This window comes from Kocuria aegyptia (genome assembly GCF_039530085.1).
GTDB classification, from domain to species: domain Bacteria; phylum Actinomycetota; class Actinomycetes; order Actinomycetales; family Micrococcaceae; genus Kocuria; species Kocuria aegyptia.
This window is the reverse complement of sequence record NZ_BAAAOA010000005.1, coordinates 1-19,093: the sequence shown is the minus strand read 5'-3', so window position 1 is coordinate 19,093 and position 19,093 is coordinate 1. Positions and strand designations below refer to the sequence as shown.

Here is a 19,093-nt window from a genome sequence, read left to right as displayed (position 1 = left end):
ACCATCTTCGCACCCGAGCCCACCTGCGCCAACCGGATCCGTCCGGTGACGGCGGCCACCCCGGTGCGAGGACTCACGCCCGGGCGGGGGCCCGTCGGCGGCACCGGGTCCGGTCAGACTGCGGCGGCGTGCTCCTCGACGATGCGGCGCACGGCGTCCTTGCAGCCCCCGCAGCCGGTCGAGGCCCGGGTGGCGCAGCCGACCTCCTCGACGGTGGCAGCCCCCGCCCCCACGGCGTCGGCGATCCGGCCCATCGTCACGCCGGCGCAGTGGCAGACCGTCGACTCGGGCGTCATCCGGGCCTCCTGCCGCGCCCCGGCGTCCGGGCCGTCGAGGCGGAGCAGGACGCCGGGGTCCTCGGGCACGGCCTCGCCGCGGTCGTGGAGCAGCCCGATCTCCGCCGCGGCGCGGGGCAGGCCGAGCACGATGTAGCCCTCCAGCGTGCGGTCGGGGCGCAGCACGAGCTTGGCGTAGCTGCCGGCCGAGCCGTCGGCCCACTGCACCACGGTGCCGCCGTCCGGCCGGGGCTCCCAGGGCAGCCCCCCGACCGTCCCGGCGCAGGCGAGCTCCACCTGGTGGGCCTTGAGCCGCACCGCGGCGGCGGGGCCGTCGGTCAGCGGCGCGAGCACGGCCGTCCCGCCCGCGGCCACGGCGTCCAGCTCCGCACGGAACCGGGCGGCCAGCCACTCCGCCTGCCGCCAGCCGGGGCCGACGAGACCGGACGGGCCCACGCCCTCCCGGCCGGGGCAGACCCGGCAGGAGGGGTCCTTGCACAGCACCTCGGCGCAGTCGCCGATCGCGAAGACCCGCTGCTCGACATCGGCCTCGAGCTCGTGGTCGACCACGATCCCGCGGGCCGTGCGCAGTCCGGCGCCCTCGGCGAGCTCCGTGCGGGCCGTGACGCCGATCGACAGCAGCAGCAGCTCGCCCGGCAGGGTCCGGCCGTCCTCGAGCACGAGCCCGCGGAAGGACCGGTCCTCGTCGAGGGAGACCTCGCGCGCCTGGGCGCCGGATACCACCGGCACGCCGGCGTCCGCGAGGGCGCGGCCCAGCAGCGCGCCGCCGGGGGCGTCGAGGGAGCGGGTCAGCACCCACGGGGCGTGGTGGACCACGGTGACCGGGCAGCCGGCCTCGCTCGCGGCGAGCGCGGCCTCGAGCCCGAGCACGCCACCGCCCAGGACCACCACGCGGCCCCGCCGTTCGACGACGGCGCGCACGGCCCGGGCGTCGCGCAGGTCGCGCAGCGCCGTGACCCCGGCGGGCAGGTGCTCGTAGGCGCGGGGGTCCGGGTTGATCCCGCGCAGCACGGGCAGGTTGGGGCGGGACCCGGTGGCGAGGACGAGCCGGTCGTAGCCGAGCTCGCGGACCTCCCCCGCCGGCCCGTCCGTGACGTGCAGGACCCGGCGGGAGCGGTCGATCCGGGTCACCTCCGTGCCGAGCAGGAGGTCGACCCCGGAGCGGGCCAGGAGCCCCGGGTCGGCCAGGGCCATGCCGGCGAGTTCGGCCCGGCCCGTCGCGAGCTCGCCCACGAGCACCCGGTTGTAGGCCGGGTCGGTCTCCCCGCCGATCACGGTGAGGCGGATCGTGCCCGCGGCGGCGAGGTCGGCGACGTCGTCGACGAAGCGCGCGGCCACGGGGCCGAAGCCGACCACGACCACGTGCTCACCGGGCCGCATGGGGGTGCCCGCCGGGCGGAGGGGACGGTGCGGGGTCATCGGGTCGCCTCCTCGGCGTCGAGCGCGCGGACGGTGACGGAGCCCGCCTTGAACTCGGGCATGGCCGAGAGCGGGTCCACGGCGCCGGAGGACACGAGCCGGTTGGCGGTCTGGTCCCCGGCGTAGTGGAAGGGCAGGAACACGGTGTCCGGGCGGATGTCGCTGCTCAGCTCGGCGCGGGCCATGGCCCGGCCGCGGGCACTGGTCAGCTCCACCGCGGCGCCGTCGCGGATGCCGAGGGAGGCCGCGGTCGCGGGGTGGATCTGCAGCCGGGCGCCGGGGCGGGCCTCCTGCAGCGAGGGCACCCGGCGGGTCTGGTTGCCGGACTGGTAGTGCTCCAGGTAGCGGCCGGTGGTCAGCGTGAGGGTCCCTGCCGCGTGCAGGCGCTCCCGCCGGTTGCCCCGCGGGCTCGGGTCCACGGCCCGCCCGGCGGCCCGCGGCCGGACCGGGACGAGCACGGCCCGCCCGTCCGGGTGGCTGAAGCGGTCGAGGAAGACCCGGGTCGTGCCCTCCGGCGCACCGGCGGGCCAGGGCCAGTAGCAGGCCCGGTCCGCGTCCAGGGCGGCCCGGCTGATCCCCGAGTAGTCGGCCCTGCCCCCGGCGGAGGCCCGGCGCAGCTCCTCGAAGACCTCCTCCGGCTCGGAACTGAACACCCCCGGGGCCTCGAGCCGCCGGGCGAGCTCGGACATGATCCACAGCTCGTCCCGGGCCCCGGGCGGCGGGTCGAGCGCGCGGCGGCGGCGCAGCACCCGGCCCTCGAGATTCGTCATGGTGCCCTCCTCCTCGGCCCACTGCAGCACCGGCAGGACGAGGTCGGCGAACTCGGCGGTCTCGGAGAAGAAGAAGTCGCAGACCACCAGGAAGTCCAGGGCCTGCAGCCCGCGGGCCACGGCGTCCGTGTCGGGGGCGCCGATCACCACGTTGGAGCCGTTGACCCACAGGCAGCGGACGCCGTGCTCGGTGCCCAGGGTGGTCAGCATCTGCGCGGCCGGGATGCCCGCGCCGGGCAGGTCGTCCGGGTCCACGCCCCACACCCCGGCCACGTGGGCGCGGGCGGCGGGGTCCTCGATGCTGCGGTAGCCGGGCAGCTGGTCCGCCTTCTGGCCGTGCTCCCGGCCGCCCTGCCCGTTGCCCTGCCCGGTCAGGGTGCCCCAGCCGGAGCCCTCGCGCCCGGGCAGCCCGAGGAGCAGGGCCAGGTTGATCGCGGCGGTCGCGGTGTCCGTGCCGTCGACGTGCTGCTCCACGCCGCGGCCGGTCAGGACGTAGGTCCCCTTCCGGGCCCGCGCCAGCAGCCGGGCGGCCCGGCGGATCCGCTCGGCCGGGACGCCGGTGACCTGCTCGACCCGCTCGGGCCACCACGCGGTGACGCCGGGCAGGAAGGGGGCGAGCCCCGTGGTGCGCCGCTCCAGGTACTCCCGGTCGGCGAGGCCCTCGTGCAGGACCACGTGGGCCAGGCCCAGCAGCAGCACCAGGTCGGTGCCGGGGGTGGGTTGCAGGTGCAGTCCGCCGCCGTCGTCGGCCATCCGGGCCGTGGCGGACCGGCGGGGGTCGACGACGACGAGGCCCCCGTGCTGCTGCGCGTGCTGCAGGTGCTGGACGAACGGCGGCATGGTCTCGGCGGGGTTCGTGCCCAGCAGCAGCACGGTGTGCGCGTCGTCGAGGTCCGTCACGGGGAACGGCAGGCCCCGGTCCAGGCCGAGGGAACGGTTGGCCGCGGCCGCGGCGGAGGACATGCAGAACCGGCCGTTGTAGTCGATCCGCGAGGTCCGCAGGGCCACCCGCGCGAACTTCCCCAGCTGGTAGGCCTTCTCGTTGGTCAGCGACCCGCCGCCGAAGATCCCCACCCCGTCCCGGCCGTACCGCTCCTGCGCCGCCCGGAACTCCCCGGCCATCCGGTCCAGGGCCGTCCCCCAGGACACCTCCTGGAAGACCCCGTCCGCCCCGCGCAGCAGGGGCGCGGTGAGCCGTGCCGGATCGGCGAGCAGCTCCGCCGACGTCCACCCCTTCCGGCACATCCCGCCCCGGTTGGTGGGGAACTGCCGGGCGGTGACCGCCGGGACGCCCTGTTCCCCGGCGGCCTCGGGGCCGGTGTCCAGGGTCATCGCGCACTGCAGGGCGCAGTAGGGGCAGTGGGTGGCCGTGGTGCTCATGCGGGTGGCTCCTCCTGTTGTGGTCCGGACGGGGCGGCGCGGGATCAGATGTGGCTGTCGCCCATCTCGGTGCCCTTGCGCAGGTAGCAGCACCAGGTGACCGTGAGGGCCACCACGTAGAACGCCACGAAGCCGTAGAAGGCCGCGCTGTAGGCCCCGGTGGTGCTGTTGGAGAGGTTCAGCGCCTGCGGGATCAGGAACCCGCCGTACGCGCCGACCGCCCCGATCAGCCCGAGGGCCGCCGAGGCCTTGCGCTCGGTGGAGACCGTCACGTCCTGCTGCCGGCGCAGCCCCAGCACCCGGTAGATCGAGGGGATCATCCGGTACGTGGCGCCGTTGCCCATTCCCGCCGCCGTGAACAGCAGCAGGAACAGGCCCAGGAACAGCCAGAAGTCGGCCAGCGGCAGCGTCAGCACCACGGCGAGCGCGAGCAGCGCCATCACCGCGAACACCGCGACCGTCATCGGCGCGCCGCCGAAGCGGTCCGCGAGCCGGCCGCCGTAGGGCCGGGAGACCGAGCCGACCAGCGGACCGAGGAACGCCAGGGACAGCGCCGCGGAGCCCACGCCGAAGGACGAGAACTCCGGGAAGGTGTCGGCAATGAGCTTGGGGAACACGCTGGAGAAGCCGATGAAGGAACCGAAGGTGCCCACGTAGAGGAAGGACATGATCCAGAAGTGCGGTTCCTTGACCGTGGCCAGGGACCCCGCGACGTCCCCCTTCGCGTGGGAGAGGTTGTGCATGTGCTTCCGGGCGCCCCACGCCGCGAGCAGGATGAACGGCACCCAGATCCACCCGGCGAGCGGGAGGTCGAGGGCCCCGGCCGCGAGGACGGTGACGGCGATCGGGACGAGCAGCTGCGCCACGGCCGTGCCGAGGTTGCCGCCGGCCGCGTTGAGCCCCAGCGCCCACCCCTTCTCCCGCACGGGGTAGAAGTAGGTGATGTTGGCCATCGAGGAGGCGAAGTTGCCGCCGCCGAAGCCGGCCGTGGCCGCCAGCAGCAGCATGACCGCGAAGGGCGTGGCCGGATTGCCGACCGCCAGGGCCAGGCCCACCGTGGGGACCAGCAGCAGCAGGGCCGAGGCGATGGTCCAGTTCCGGCCGCCGAACCGGCCCACCATGAAGGTGTACGGGATGCGCAACGTGGCGCCCACCAGGGACGGGATGGAGATCAGCCAGAAGATCTGGGAGTCGCTGAAGGTGAATCCCGCCGCCGGCAGGTAGATCACGGTGATGGCCCACAGCTGCCAGACGGCGAAGCCGAGGAACTCCGCGAAGACGGACCACTTCAGGTTGGTGCGCGCGATCGGGCGGCCGGTGGACTCCCAGAACTCGGGGTCCTCGGGGCGGTAGCCGTCCAGCCAGCGGCCGGGCCGCTCGCGCAGGGCGAGCGGCGTGGGCGCCGGCGTGCGTGCCGCCGTGACGGCCGGGTCGGGGTGCAGTTCTGAGCTCACGGGTGACCTCCTGGGCGAGCGGGGGCGGTGCACGGCGACGCCGGCGTGCGGTGCTCCCACGCTACGAAGCTCGTGTTTCGGTCCCCGACGGCAGGGGTAACACCCCGGTGCACTTCCGCTCACAGCCCCGTGGTCCCCGTGTGAGGTCGCGCCCCGGCCGCATCGAATGCCCGCTCCCGCGCGCCCCCGGTGCGCCGAACCCCCAACCACCAGCGCCCCCACGCGCCGAGTCCCCAGTCATCGGCACCCCGGTACACCGAGCCCCCAATCACCAGCGCCCCCACGCGGCGAGTCCCCAAGCCGGTGGCATTTCCCCATGCCGATGCGTGGGGAAATGCCACCGGGTTGGGGACTCGGCGTCAGGTCAGCGCTCGGCGACCCGCTGGGAGATGCGTTTCGACGTGCGGGCCACCAGTTTCTCCAGCGGTCCCTGCCCCACGGCGCGCTGCCACGCCACCGCGAGCAGGCCGAGCACGGCCACCTGCATCCAGAACCAGAACGCCGGGTGCAGGTCGTAGACCTCGGTGCCGAGGAACAGCAGGTGCAGGGTGTAGAGCGTGAACGTCATGGACCCGGCGGCCGCCAGCGGCGTGAGCGCCTTGCCGATCAGCCGCGCCAGGAGCAGGAACGCCCCGAGCGCGAACGCGGCCATACCGAGGCTGAGCAGCAGCGCCACGGGCGTGTTGCTGTGCGGGGCGGGCACCATGAGCCACCACAGGGTGGTGGTGGGCAGGGACGGGTCCGGGCCGAAGACCAGGATGGAGTCGATCTGCTCCTCGGTCAGCCACGGGGTGGCCGTCCAGATCCGGTCGTAGACGCCGAGGGCCAGCAGCGCCGCCGTGGACACCGTCCAGGAGAGCAGGGCCAGCGCCGCGCCGGCGCCCACGAGCCACAGCTGCACCCGCCGGCCCGTGAGGTTCATCCGGCCCAGGGCGATCCCCGCGCACAGGTAGGCCATGTACGGCAGGGCCGGGTAGGTGCCGGTCAGCAGCAGCTGGGAGAGCACGGTCACCGGGTCCGTGACCAGGTTCCACAGCGTGGGGTTGCCGTACACGTGCGCGGGCAGCACGTCCAGGGCCCACTGCATCAGGAACGGGGCCAGCAGGGTGAACGCCGCCGCGCTGACCAGCAGGTGACGGATGCGCAGACCCAGGAACGGGATGGCGAGCAGGAAGAACATCCCGTAGTAGATGAGGATGTTGTCCACCGGCAGGGCCACGAAGCCCACGAGGAACCCGACGAGGGCGATCACCGCGGCGCGGCCCACCAGCCCCGCCCGGTCCCCGGCGAGCCGGCGGCCCGTGTGCGGGGTGCGGCCCCCGGAGAGGAACGCGAGGCTCACCCCGGCGAGGGTCGCGAAGAGCGCCGCCGAGTGCCCGGCGAACAGCGACCAGCTCAGGGAGGCGTCCTCACCGGCCGCGTCCACGACGGGCATGGTGTGCACGGCGACCATCCCGAGCAGGGCGAAGCCCCGGGCGGCGTCCACACCGATCAGCCGCCGCCGGGTGCGCCGGCCGGAGGCGCCGGGCACGTTGAGCACCGCGGTGCCCCCGCCGCGCGTGGCGGCCGCGTGCTCAGCGCTCACGGGGTGCTCCTCCGGCGGGGACGGTCTCGAGGGCCTCGGCGTGCAGCGGGCGGATGGGGTTGCCGCCCCAGGCGCTGCCGGCGGGCACAGTCTCCTGGGCCATGACCAGGGAGCCGGGGCCCACGGTGGCGCCGGCCTCCACGGTGCTGCCGGGCAGGACGAAGCTGTTGGGGCCCAGGGTGGAGCCCGCCTCCATCGCCACGGGCTGCAGCCGCATGATGCGGTCGTGGAACAGGTGGGTCTGGAGCACGGTCCCGCGGTTGACGGACACGCCCCGGCCCAGGTGCACGAGGTCGAACTCGGGCAGCCACCAGGTCTCGCACCACACGCCGCGCTCGATCCGGGCGCCCATCAGCCGCGCCCAGACGTTGAACACCGGGGAGCCGACGGCCAGCCGGATCAGGCCGGGCACGGCCAGGGACTCCGCGAAGGTGTCGGCGAGCTCGTTGCGCCACACGAAGGAGCTGAACAGCGGGCGCTCGCCCTCGCGGAAGCGGCCCATCAGGGCCCACTTGACCAGCACGGGGACCAGGGCGGCCAGCACGCCGGCGGTCAGCACCACGGGCGTGGCCCACAGCAGCGCCGAGACGATGCCGTCGAGGCCTCCCCCGGCACGCATGTACACGGTGGTGAGCACGTACACGATCGCGAGGTCGATCCAGGCGGTGACCATGAACGGGACCGCGCGCAGGGACTCGACGAGCGTGCGGGCCACGACCAGGCGCCGGCGGGGCCGGTAGGTGACGGCCTCGTCCGCGCTGTCGGTGACGCGGCTGATCGGCTCGGGCAGCCGGCCGAGCCAGGACGAGCCGCGCTCGGCGTCGGCCGGGGCGGAGGACAGCACGGCGACCAGGGAGTCCTCGGGGACGTCCCGGTCCGGGCCCACGATCGCGGAGTTGCCCACGAAGGAGCGCTCCCCCACGGTCGAGGGGCCCACGTGGATCCAGCCGAAGCCGATCCGGGCGGAGCTGACCATGGAGTGGTCGGCCATGAAGGAGCCGGACTCGAAGGTGGTGAGGTGCGGCAGGGTCTCCACAGTGGAGATCTCCACCTGGTGGCCCACCCGGGCGCCCAGCAGCCGCAGGAAGAACGGGGTCGCGATGGACGCGTAGACGGGGTAGGTGGAGACGAGGCTCTTCTGCAGCAGCACCCCGGTGAGCCACACGGCCCAGCCCACGGTCCCGTCGGCGGGGTGGTGGCCGGGACGGATGAGCAGGGAGAGCGCGCGCACGACGAGCACGAGCAGGGCCAGGTAGACCAGGAACGTCAGCACGGCGAAGACGGGCACCCACAGGGCCATGACGGGGAAGACCTGCTCGTAGAGCTCGAGCCCGCGCACCTGGGTGAAGACGATCAGCGCGCCGGGGACCACGGCCAGCACGGGCAGGATCGCCACCGTGCCCAGGCCCAGGGCGTAGAGCAGCCCGGTCAGGAACCGGTTGCTGCGTCCGGGGGCCCACTCGAGCCAGGACTCCCCGGCGGGGCCGAGGTCCACGAGCGGGGAGCCGCCCTGCAGGCGGCCGGCGGGGACGGTGCCGGAGACGTGGGAGCCGGGGTCGACCTCCGCGCCGGCCTCGACCACCGCGCCCGGGCTCAGGAGCGTGCGGGTGCCGACGCGGGCGTTGTCCCCGACGGTCACGCCGCCGAGGTGGAGGACGTCGCCCTCGAGCCAGTAGCCGGAGAGGTCCACCTCGTGCTCGATCGCGGCGCCGTCGCCGATGCGGGCCATGCCGCTGACCGGGGGCATCGTGTCGAGGTGGGCGTGGCGGCCCACCCGGTTGCCGAGCAGCCGGAAGAACAGCACCATCACGGGGGTGCCCATGAGGGGCTCGAACTTGTTGAAGATCAGCACCCGCTCGGCCATCCAGACCCGCAGGTGGGTCCAGGAGCCGCGGGCGTGGGCGCCGGGGCGCAGCCGGAAGGTGAGCAGCCGGATGAACAGCGCGGTCAGCACCAGCCGGCCGGGCAGCGCGAAGAGCAGGAGCCAGCCGACCACCAGGGGCAGCAGCGGCGGGTTCGGGACCCAGCCCGCGCCGAGCACGTTGAACAGCAGCCAGACGACGATCGCGGCGCCCAGCACGTAGCGCAGCCCCGAGACGGCGTAGAGGGCGGTCAGGAAGGGGACCTGCACGAGGCCGTTCCAGCGCGGGACGTCCGCCACCCGGCGTTCGCGGGCGGCCTCCTGGGCGACGACGTCGACGCGCGGCAGCCCGGCCAGGTACTCGTGCATCCCGGTGAGCGTGGGGTGCCGGTAGATCTCGGCGATCGCGGCGTCCGGGTAGGTGCGGCGGATCTCGGAGACGAGCTTGGCCACCGCCACGGACGTGCCGCCGAGGGCGAAGAAGTCGCTGTCCTCGTCGATGGGCAGGGGACCGAGCTGGTCGGCCCACAGGGCGGCGAGCCACTCGAGCTCGGCGTCGATCCGCGAGTCCTCCGCGGCGGCGCCGGCGGCGGGCAGCGGCCAGGGCAGGGCCTTGCGGTCCACCTTGCCGGAGGTCTTCAGGGGCAGCTCGTCCATCAGGGTCAGCGCGGGCACCATCTGGCCCGGCAGCCGGTCGGCCAGCAGGCGGCGGGCGTCGGCGAGGTCCACCGAGCCCGGGGCCTCGGCCACGAGGTAGCCCACGAGGACCTGGTTGCCGGCCGGGGTGGTGTGCACGGCGGCGGCGCCGGCCTGCACACCGGGCAGGCGCGACATCTGCTCGTCGATCTCCCCCATCTCGACGCGGCGGCCGGAGATCTTGACCTGGTCGTCGGCGCGGCCCACGAAGACGATGCCCTCGGGGTCGGCGCGCACGAGGTCGCCGGAGCGGTAGGCCCGCTGCCAGCCCAGGGAGTCCATGGGCGCGAACTTCTCGGCGTCCTTGGCCGGGTCCAGGTAGCGGCCCAGCCCGACGCCGCCGATGATCAGCTCGCCCTCCTCGCCCCAGCGCACGGGGTTGCCGGAGGCGTCGACAACGGCCAGCTCCCACCCGGGCAGCGGCAGGCCGATGCGCACGGGCGGCTCGCCGGTGAGCACGGCGCCGGTGGCGATGACGGTGGCCTCGGTAGGGCCGTAGGTGTTCCAGACCTCGCGACCGGGGCGCACCAGGCGGGCGGCGAGCTCGTTGGGGCACGCCTCCCCGCCGAAGATGAGCAGGCGGATGCGGCTCAGCGCCTCGGCCGGCCACATCGAGGCGAGCGTCGGCACCGTGGACACGGCGGTGATGTCCCGCTCGACGAGCCACGGGCCGAGGTCGGTGCCCGAGCGCACGACGGCGCGGGGGGCCGGGACCAGGGCGGCGCCGGAACGCCAGGCCAGCCACATCTCCTCGCAGGAGGCGTCGAAGGCCACGGAGAGCCCCGCCATCACGCGGTCGCCCGGGCCCAGGGGGCGCCGGGGCAGGTACAGCCCGGCCTCGGCGTCCACGAGGGCGGCGGCCGAGCGGTGGCTGATCGCCACGCCCTTGGGCTTGCCGGTGGACCCGGAGGTGAAGATGATCCAGGCGTCGTCGCCCGTGCCGGGTTGCCGGCAGTCCGCGCCGGCTCGGACGCCGCTGCGCGGCCGCAGGGCCAGGCCCGCGCCGTAGACGGCGCACACCCCGGCCTCCTCCCAGACCGTGTTCGCCCGCTCGTCGGGGTCGTCGAAGTCGACCGGGACGTAGGCGGCGCCGGCGAAGATCGTGCCGAGGACGGCCACGTAGAGGTCCACGGTCCCGGAGGGCACGCGGATGCCCACGCGGTCCCCGCGGCCGATGTCCAGGTCCCACAGGCGCTGGGCCTGGGCCTCGACGCGCTCCAGGAACTCGGCGTAGCTGAGCACGGTGGTCCCGTCGTCGACGGCCACCGCGTCCGGGTGGCGCGAGACGGTGTCCATGACGACGTCCACGAGCGTGCGCGGGGCCGGTGCGGACGCGACGGGGAAGACGGCGCGGCCGGGGACCTGCGGCAGGGACTGCGTGTGCAGCGCCCGGTCGAGGACGTCGCCGTCCTCCATCGGGTCCTGCTCCGGGTACCGGTCTTCGAGCAGGTGCCGTCCGCCTCCCGGGCGGGTCGAGCCGCTGCGCGTGGTCGGGCGCACTGTCATTGATTCCCCCATCGACTTCACTGCCGCTGCGGATCTGCACAACGGCCGGTGCCGGCAGGAAGAGAGGGCCCAGGGACCGGACGGACCGGCTGGAAGGCTCCCCGGGAGCACGCGCGCGGATCAGCACGGTGCCGAGAGTGAGTGTTCAGCCGTGACGCCCCCGCATCGGCCTTCCCCCTGAACCGGCTCCCCTGCCAGCTCTACTTACTGCACCGTACGGTCGGTCTTCCTGCGTTTGCAAGCCGAAAGAGCATCCGCGGGGGCCCCACCGGGCGGCTGCGCCGCCGCTGCGCCCCGCAATCTCGCGGATCAGGCCCTGACCTGCGACGACGACGAGAGATCAGTCACGTCCCCTCATTGGGGGCGCCGTGGAGGGGTCGGGCGAGAGCTCCGTCGAGGGCGCTGATATGGACTCCGCCGCAGCCATCGCGGCGTCGAGCACCCGGGCCTCGGGCAACTCGAAGTGGTCCACGCCCTCGCGGTAGCGCACGCTGGTCCGCGCGTAGCCGGCGTCCTCGTACCAGGCGTGCCCGGCGGCCGCGGCGGAGAGCGCGTCGAACGGGGCGTAGGGATCGGTGCCGTCGTCGTCGAGGCCCACGTCCCAGTGCAGGAGGAGCCGCTCCAGCTGCTCCTCGGTCGGCTCCGAGGTCCCGGTGGAGGGCGCCCCGCCGCCGCCGGCGAGCACCGCGCCGCCGCCGACCAGGAAGTCCGCCCGGTCGGCCAGCAGCTCGTAGCTGATGAACTCGGCGCCCCCGGAGTAGCCGTGCAGCCACGTGCGGGAGCGGTCGAGGTCGTACTCGGCGAAGATGCGCTGCTCGGCCAGGGCCACGAACCAGTCGGCGTTGCCGTCGAGGTCCTGCCACCAGGTGGGCTCCCCCTCCCGGTCCGGGGTGCGGGGGGCCACGAGCACCGCGTTGTGCGAGCGGGCGACCTCCGCGAGGCACGAGACCTTGTGCTCCGGGTGGTGGTACTCGTAGGCCCCGTCCCCGTGCAGGCGGAAGACCACGCCGACCGGCTCGCTCCAGTCGATGCCGTCGGCGAAGACGTGGTAGCTGCTGGTCGTGCCCTCGTGCTCGAAGGCGATGTCGAGCCGGTCCGAGGGCCCCTCCGCCCAGCGCAGGCCGACCGAGCGCACCGGACCGTCGCTGAGCGGGTGGCTGCCGCCGCGCGGGGCGACGCTCACGTCCTCGAGGCCGTAGGGGGCGCAGGAGATCTGCTCCTGGGGCGCCGGGGACGGTGTCCACGCCCAGCGGGCCGCGAGCGTCGCGGCCAACAGCGCCAGGAGGGCGCCGGTGAGAATGCCCACATCGACGGCCCAGCCGGAACCGCGGCGCGGCGCGGCCTCGCCCGGTCCCGTCTGCGTTTTCACCCGTCCATCCTAGGCGGCGGCGCCGGCCGCGGCCTCTCCCCGATTTTTGGGTTCGCAACGAGTCCCCCATAATCGGCCAGGACCGTTCGGGGGGGACGGCGCCCCCCACTTCCTCCTTCCGTGGTCCGTCCACCGCACCAGAGGAGAAGATTCCGCGTGACCATCACCGCACGCCCTCGGTCCGAGCACAGCGCTCCTGGGATCCAGGAGCAGCAGCCGGCCCAGGACAGGCTGCGCCGCAGCCTCAAACCGCGCCACCTGACCATGATCGCGATGGGCGGGGCCATCGGCACCGGCCTGTTCGTGGCCTCGGGCAACACCATCGCCACCGCCGGTCCGGGCGGAGCGCTGCTGGCCTACGTGGTCATCGGCTTCATGGTCTTCCTGCTCATGCAGTCCCTGGGCGAGATGGCCACCTACCTGCCGGTCTCCGGCGCGTTCGAGGAGTACTCCACCCGCTTCGTCAGCCCCTCCTTCGGCTTCGCCATCGGCTGGAACTACTGGTACAACTGGGCGATCACCGTCGCCGCCGAGCTCGTGGCCGCCGCCCTGATCATGCGCTACTGGTTCCCCGACGTCCCTTCCTGGATCTGGTCCGGGACCTTCCTGGCGATCCTGTTTGCCCTCAACGCGCTCAGCGCGCGGGCCTACGGCGAGAGCGAGTTCTGGTTCTCCCTCGTGAAGGTCGTCACGATCGTGCTCTTCCTGGGGCTCGGCATCCTGATGATCGTCGGGATCCTGGGCGGGGAGTCGCCCGGGTTCGAGAACTGGACCACCGGGGAGGCGCCCTTCGTGGGCGGCGGCCTCGGCATCCTGGCGATCTTCATGGTGGCCGGCTTCTCCTTCCAGGGCACCGAGCTCGTCGGTGTGGCCGCCGGTGAGGCGGAGGACCCCGAGAAGAACGTGCCCAAGGCCATCCGGACCGTGTTCGTGCGCATCCTGCTCTTCTACGTGGGCGCGATCACCGTGATCGGCTTCCTCATCCCCTACACCAGCCCTCAGCTGCTGGGCAGCGGCGTCGAGGACATCTCCATCTCCCCGTTCACCCTGGTCTTCCAGAACGCCGGTGTGCTGGCGGCGGCCTCGGTGATGAACGCGGTGATCCTCACCGCCATCCTCTCGGCCGGCAACTCCGGGCTCTACGCCTCCACCCGCATGCTGTGGGCCCTGGCCGAGGGTGGGAAGGCCCCGCGGTTCCTGGCCAAGGTCGACCGGCGCGGGGTGCCGATGAACGCGCTGATCGCCACCACCGTGGTGGGCGGGGCGTCCTTCCTCACCACGCTCATCGGGGACGGCGACGCCTACGTGTGGCTGGTCAGCGCCTCGGGGCTGGCCGGGTTCATCGTGTGGATGGGCATCGCCTGGAGCCACTACCGCTTCCGCAAGGCCTACACCGCCCAGGGCCACGACCTCGCCGACCTCCCCTACCGGGCGAAGTTCTTTCCGCTCGGGCCCCTGGTCGCGCTCGCGCTGTGCGCGGTGGTGATCCTCGGGCAGAACTACCAGGCGTTCATCGGCGACATGGACCTCATGGCGGCCCTGACCGCCTACATCGGCCTGCCGCTGTTCCTGGCCCTGTGGCTGGGCCACCGCCTGGTGACGGGCTCGAAGCTGGTCCGCTACGAGGACGCCGACCTCACCCGCGTCCGCGACTGACCGCCCAGGGTCTGGGCAGCACTCCCGCCGAGTCCCCAGACCCCGGGCGGCACCCGCTGAGTCCCCAGGCTCCGAGCGGCACTCCCGCGGAGTCCCCAGATCGTGGGCAGCGCTGGCGCCGAGTACCCGAAGTTCGAGAACCGCTTCCGCCGAGCGCCCACGTTCCGGGGCAGCGATTCCGCCGACCCCCCAGACTCCGGTCGGCACGTACGCCGAACCCCCAGACTCCGGTCGGCACGTACGCCGAACCCCCACATTTCGGGGCAACACCGCTGCCGAGTCCCCACACTCCGTGCGGCATTTCCGTCGAGCCCCCAATCCCGGCTCCATTCCCCAGAATAAATCGGGGGAATGGAGCCGGGATTGGGGGCTCGGCGCAGGAGGAAAGGGAACGTGGGGACCCGGGGCAGAGGAGGCAGAGAGAGCCACGGGTCCCGAGAGGGGCCGGGGGCCGAGGGAAAGTGGCGTTGGGGTTGCGGCGCAAGAGGGCCAGGGGTCGCCGCTCGGTGCGTAGAGGAAGCCGATCAGGCCACCGAGCGGTAGCGGGAGACCACCACGTCCACGAGCTCGGCGGGGACCTCTCCCTCCGGCACGGCCAGGGGCTCGGTGTCCACGTCCGCGCCGGCGGCCCGGGAGAGGTTCAGGAAGTAGCCGGGCGCCAGCAGGTAGTTGGCGACGACGACGCGCCCCCCGTCCACCAGGTCAGCCCGGGCGCCGGACACCGCCTCGGCCACGCGCGGGCGCGCAGCGGCTAGGTAGGACACGGTCACGGGACGGCCCAGCTCCTCGGCCAGCAGGTCCGCCACCGCGGCGCAGTCCGCCACCGCGCGGCGGTCGGAGGACCCAGCGGTGGCAAGCACCACGCGGTCGTGCTCCCCCAACGGCGCTCCGGCGGCCGTGCAGGCCTCGTGCACGCGCCGGGCGAGCAGCCGGGCCAGGACCCGGTCCGGGCCCAGGGCGGCCGAGACCCGGTGGAGGTCGTCGGCGGCGACCGCCTCGGCCACGTCCACGTAGACGTGGTAGCCGGCGGAGAGCAGCAGCGGGACCACCACCGCGGGGCGCCCGGCATACTGCTCGGTGCGCTCGGCCAGGTCGGGGGTCTGCACGTCCACCCACGTGGGCACCACCTCGACCTCCGGCAGTTCCGCGGCGACGGCGTCCACGAGGCGCTGCACGGCGGTGCGCCCGGCCGGGGAGCTGGTGCCGTGAGCGCAGGCTAGCAGGACGGGGGGCTCGGTCGTCGTCATGGATCCAGCCTACGATCGGGGCACGGGCGGCGGCGCCGGCGTCACGCGGCGTCATGGGAGCAACCGTGCTGTAACACGCGTGCCTCATCCTGGTAGTGGTGGCCGGCCCGCCACGACCCCCGCTCGCCCCCTGGAGGACCGCATGCTGTTGACCGCCGACCTCACCGGAGTCCCGGTGCTCGTCCTCGGCGCCCCGCACGACGCCCGGCGCGCCCGGCACCGCTACGAGGCGGCCGGCGCCGTCGTCCGCTCGGTGGCCGAGCCGGCGCTGCTCGGCCCGGCGGATCTCGCGGGCGCCGCGCTCGCCGTGGTGGTCGGCCCCACGGTGCAGCGCTGGCGCGAGGCCCTGGACGCGGCCGGCGCCCGTGTGCCCGTGGTGCAGGAGCCCGCGGCCCGCACCGGGGGCCGGGTGACCCTGGTCGGCGGCGGTCCCGGCGCGGACGACCTGCTCACCGTGCGCGCCGTGGCGGCCCTGCAGGACGCCGACGTGGTCTTCGTCGACCGACTCGCACCCGCCGGCGCGGTGGCCGCCGCGGCCCCCGGCGCCGAGATCGTCCCGGTGGGCAAGACCCCCGGCCACCACCCCGTCCCGCAGGCGAAGATCCAGGACCTCATGGTGGAGCACGCCCTGGCCGGCCGCTCGGTGGTGCGGCTCAAGGGCGGTGACCCCTATGTCTTCGGCCGCGGCGCCGAGGAGCTCGCCGCGTGCGCCGCCCACGGCATTCCCGTGGACGTGGTGCCGGGGATCACCAGCGCGGTCTCGGTGCCGGGCGCGGCCGGGATCCCGGTGACCTTCCGCGAGGTGTCCCGGATGTTCACGGTCGCCTCCGGGCACGTGCCGTTCTCCGAGGCGGAGCTGGCCCACTTCGCCGGGCTCGGCGCCGGCGGGGGCACCCTCGTGGTGCTCATGGGCGTGGCCACCCTCCCCCACCTCGTGGCCGGCCTGGTCCGGGCCGGTGCCGATCCCACGACCCCGCTGGCCGTGGTGGAGCGCGGGTTCACCGACCGGCAGCGCTCCACCGTCACCACGCTCGCGCACGCGGTCGAGGACACCGCGGCGGCGGGCTGCGGCTCGCCCGCCGTCGTCGTCATCGGGCCCGTGGTCCGCCTGGCGACCGCGGAGCGGGACGCGTTCCTCGCGGAGGTCACCACCCATGGCTGCTGAGGACCTGCCCCTGGCCGGACGGGTGGTGGGCGTGACCGCGCACCGCCGCTCCGAGGACCAGATCTCGGCGCTCGAGCGGCGCGGCGCCCGGGTGATCCACGCGCCGGCGCTCAAGGTCGAGCCGGTCGGCGAGGACGCCGGGCTCGCGGCCGCCTCCCGGGCCATGTTCGAGGCCCGCCCGGACCTGGTGCTGCTGACCACGGGCTACGGGCTGCGCCGCTGGCACGACGCCGCCGTGGCCCAGGGCTTCGACGCCGATCTGCTGCTGTGCCTGCGCGAGGCCGCCGTCTACGTGCGCGGACCCAAGGGCCGCGGCGCGGTGCGCGGACTGGGCCTCGAGGACGCGGGCATGTCCGCCGACGAGACCACCCAGGGCCTCGTGGACCTCGTGCTCGCCGAGCACGGCGGCGACCTCACCGGGCGCACCGTCGGCCTGCAGCTGCACGGCATCGCCGACGCGGTCCAGCGCCGCCGGCTCACCGACGCCGGCGCCCGCGTGCTCACCGTGACCCCCTACCGGTGGGCCTCCGCCGACGACGCCGGGCAGGTGCCGGTGCTCGTGCGCGAGGCCGCCGCCGGGCGCGTGGACGCCGTGACGTTCACCGCCGCACCGGCCGTGGACGCGCTGTTCAGCACGGCCGAGGAGCTGGGCCTGCACGAGCAGCTGCTGGCGGCGTTCCGCGGCGGGATGCTCGCCGCGACCGTAGGGCCCGTGACGGCCGCGCCGCTGCTGGAGCTCGGGATCGAGCCGCTCGTGCCCGAGCGGTTCCGGATGGGCGCCATGCTCAAGCAGCTCACCGACGCCCTGTCCGGCAAGGACGCCGACGACGACGGACGGTAGCCGCCCTGGCCGGGCCTGGTGCAGGGGGCTCTTCCGCGGTGGAGGCGCGCTGGGACCCGACGGCCGCTCGTCGGCGACCGCAGGAGAGCCGCTCCACGGGTGCACAGCGGCTGCGCGGCGGCGGCACGGCGAGGAGACGCTGGCTGCCCGGGTCCGAACGATGGCGGGGGCGCGCCGGGACGGGGGTCAGGGGAACCGGGGGTGCCCCGACGCACCCCTGCGACCGCTCGGCAACCACCGAAGCCGCAGGTCAGGCGAACCTCAGTTCGCCGTGGAACGAATGTAGCACTTGGCGACCAATTAGCGAACACTTTCCTGATGTAATTGTGACGAAACGGTCACGGCCCACGCATCCACGGGGTCACCGGGCACTCCGTCGGACCCTCCACCGGCCCCTACAGCGGCCGGTAGGCTGGGCGCGACCCGCCCCGCCGTCGAAAGGCCGCCCGTGACCGTCCCCCAGCTCGCCCCCTACATCGACCACACGCTGCTCAAGCCCGAGGCGTCCCGCGAGCAGATCGCCGCCCTCTGCGCGGAGGCCAGACAGTACGGCTTCGCGTCGGTGTGCACCAACCCGGTGTGGACCGGTTTTGTGCGGGAGCAGCTGGCGGGCAGCGACGTGCTGACCTGCACGGTCGTCGGCTTCCCGCTGGGCGCGTCCGCCACGGAGGTCAAGGCGTTCGAGACCGCCACGGCCGTGGCCGCCGGGGCCGACGAGATCGACATGGTCATCGACATCGCCGCCGCGCGCGCCGGCGAGCGCGAGCGGGTCGAGGCGGACGTCCGCGCCGTCGCCGAGGCCGCGCACCGGGGCGGGGCCAGGCTCAAGGTGATCATCGAGACGTGCCTGCTGACCGACGAGCAGAAGGTGCTCGCCTGCGAGGCTGCCGTGGCCGCCGGCGCGGACTACGTGAAGACCTCCACAGGGTTCTCGACCGCCGGGGCCACCGTGGCGGACGTCCGGCTGATGCGCGCGACCGTGGGCCCGGAGATCGGCGTCAAGGCCTCCGGCGGGATCCGCACCCGCGAGGACGCCCTGGCGATGATCGAGGCCGGGGCCTCCCGGATCGGCGCCAGCAGCGGTCCCGCGCTGCTCGACTGAGCTTCGACACACCCCTCGGTCCGCCATTCTTCAACATCACAAAACGACCTGCCGTTAAGCCCCTGGTAGTGGATGCTCCTACTGGCATTAAGCGGATCTGAGGCGTTGATGGTCGAGCTTGTTGAGCCAATGCTGGCAGCGGTGGACGAGGTCGGTGCGGGCGCCGAGCTCCAGGCTCCGAAGCCGCTGGTAGGGCACGCCCAAGGTGTTGGCGGCGTCGGTCAGGCGGATGCTCAGGGCCTGACACTGCTGGCGCTGCGATCGCCCTGGCAGAGGTTCGATTGGCGGGTGTGCGAGGAGAGCGAGGACCTCGTTAGCGACATGGTGCCTCGCAGCTTAGTTCGTGGGTGACCGGAGACTCGTAGTTCAGCTGTGAGTGACGCCGTTGACGGTTGTAGAACACCTCAATGTACTTAAAGATCACGTTGGCCAGATCGCCCCGGGTTCGCCACCTCTTCCGGTTGAGTAGCTCGATCTGCATGGAGGACTAAAACGATTCCATCATCGCGTTGTCTTAGCCATCCCCGATCGTCCCGAACGAAGGCATCAGGACCACCTCTCGGATGCAGCAGGTGAAGGCTCAAGAGGTGAACTGCACGCCGTGATCGGCGTGCACGATCCCGCCCGATGCGGGACGACGCTTCTTGATGGCCATGTCGAGAGCAATTGCCACCAGGGACTAGTTGTTGTGGGGCATGAGGTTCTTGGCGCGGGTGCGTCGATGAGATGAGGAACGGGCTCCTCGT

At 73.7% G+C, this 19,093-nt stretch carries 11 protein-coding genes and 1 pseudogene; 4 read left to right on the top strand and 8 right to left on the bottom strand.

All coding sequences use genetic code 11. The features are described 5' to 3' along the window. Positions 1-113: 113 nt before the first annotated feature. The 6 genes from ABD220_RS00770 to ABD220_RS00745 all read right to left on the bottom strand — a co-directional run bounded on the left by ABD220_RS00770 (position 114) and on the right by ABD220_RS00745 (position 12,336). Positions 114-1,715, bottom strand: coding sequence for an FAD-dependent oxidoreductase (locus tag ABD220_RS00770; RefSeq protein ID WP_344118950.1), 1,602 nt, complete (start codon positions 1,713-1,715; stop codon positions 114-116). After that, positions 1,712-3,865, bottom strand: coding sequence for a molybdopterin oxidoreductase family protein (locus ABD220_RS00765; RefSeq protein ID WP_344118948.1), 2,154 nt, complete (start codon positions 3,863-3,865; stop codon positions 1,712-1,714). Before ABD220_RS00765 ends, ABD220_RS00770 begins: the two co-directional genes overlap by 4 nt. Before the next feature lie 44 nt (positions 3,866-3,909). Beyond that, the gene (locus ABD220_RS00760) at positions 3,910-5,319 is read right to left on the bottom strand and encodes an MFS transporter (protein ID WP_425552484.1); all 1,410 of its coding nucleotides are present in this window, start codon (positions 5,317-5,319) and stop codon (positions 3,910-3,912) included. 364 nt (positions 5,320-5,683) lie between these two features. Beyond that, positions 5,684-6,904: a heparan-alpha-glucosaminide N-acetyltransferase domain-containing protein gene (locus ABD220_RS00755; protein WP_344118946.1), complete on the bottom strand. Its 1,221-nt coding sequence runs from the start codon at positions 6,902-6,904 to the stop codon at positions 5,684-5,686. After that, a complete protein-coding gene (locus tag ABD220_RS00750; RefSeq protein ID WP_425552489.1) occupies positions 6,894-10,877 on the bottom strand; it encodes a Pls/PosA family non-ribosomal peptide synthetase in 3,984 nt (1,327 codons plus the stop codon). Before ABD220_RS00750 ends, ABD220_RS00755 begins: the two co-directional genes overlap by 11 nt. A gap of 430 nt (positions 10,878-11,307) precedes the next feature. Then, entirely contained in the window at positions 11,308-12,336 is a 1,029-nt protein-coding gene (locus tag ABD220_RS00745; protein ID WP_344118942.1) for an alpha/beta hydrolase, read from the bottom strand. 201 nt (positions 12,337-12,537) lie between these two features. On the opposite strand from ABD220_RS00745, the gene ABD220_RS00740 reads away from it, so the two are divergent. Then, positions 12,538-13,992, top strand: a complete 1,455-nt coding sequence (locus tag ABD220_RS00740; protein WP_425552488.1) for an amino acid permease — start codon at positions 12,538-12,540, stop codon at positions 13,990-13,992. Between the two features lie 524 nt (positions 13,993-14,516). Here the strand turns inward: ABD220_RS00740 and ABD220_RS00735 are convergent. Further along, positions 14,517-15,239 (bottom strand): sirohydrochlorin chelatase, encoded by a 723-nt coding sequence (locus ABD220_RS00735; RefSeq protein WP_344118940.1) that lies wholly within the window; start codon positions 15,237-15,239, stop codon positions 14,517-14,519. A gap of 142 nt (positions 15,240-15,381) precedes the next feature. Between ABD220_RS00735 and cobA the strand changes: the two genes are divergently transcribed. The 3 genes from cobA (at position 15,382) to deoC (ending at position 18,347) form a co-directional block, all read left to right on the top strand. After that, positions 15,382-16,404, top strand: a complete 1,023-nt coding sequence (cobA, locus tag ABD220_RS00730) for a uroporphyrinogen-III C-methyltransferase (RefSeq protein ID WP_344118938.1) — start codon at positions 15,382-15,384, stop codon at positions 16,402-16,404. Further along, positions 16,394-17,245, top strand: a complete 852-nt coding sequence (locus tag ABD220_RS00725; RefSeq protein ID WP_344118936.1) for a uroporphyrinogen-III synthase — start codon at positions 16,394-16,396, stop codon at positions 17,243-17,245. The genes cobA and ABD220_RS00725 overlap by 11 nt, the downstream gene beginning before the upstream one ends. Before the next feature lie 448 nt (positions 17,246-17,693). After that, a complete protein-coding gene (gene deoC / locus ABD220_RS00720) occupies positions 17,694-18,347 on the top strand; it encodes a deoxyribose-phosphate aldolase (RefSeq protein ID WP_344118934.1) in 654 nt (217 codons plus the stop codon). Positions 18,348-18,660: 313 nt separating this feature from the next. Here the strand turns inward: deoC and ABD220_RS00715 are convergent. Then, positions 18,661-19,026, bottom strand: a pseudogene (locus ABD220_RS00715) (transposase); the annotation flags it as partial. Positions 19,027-19,093: the final 67 nt, after the last annotated feature.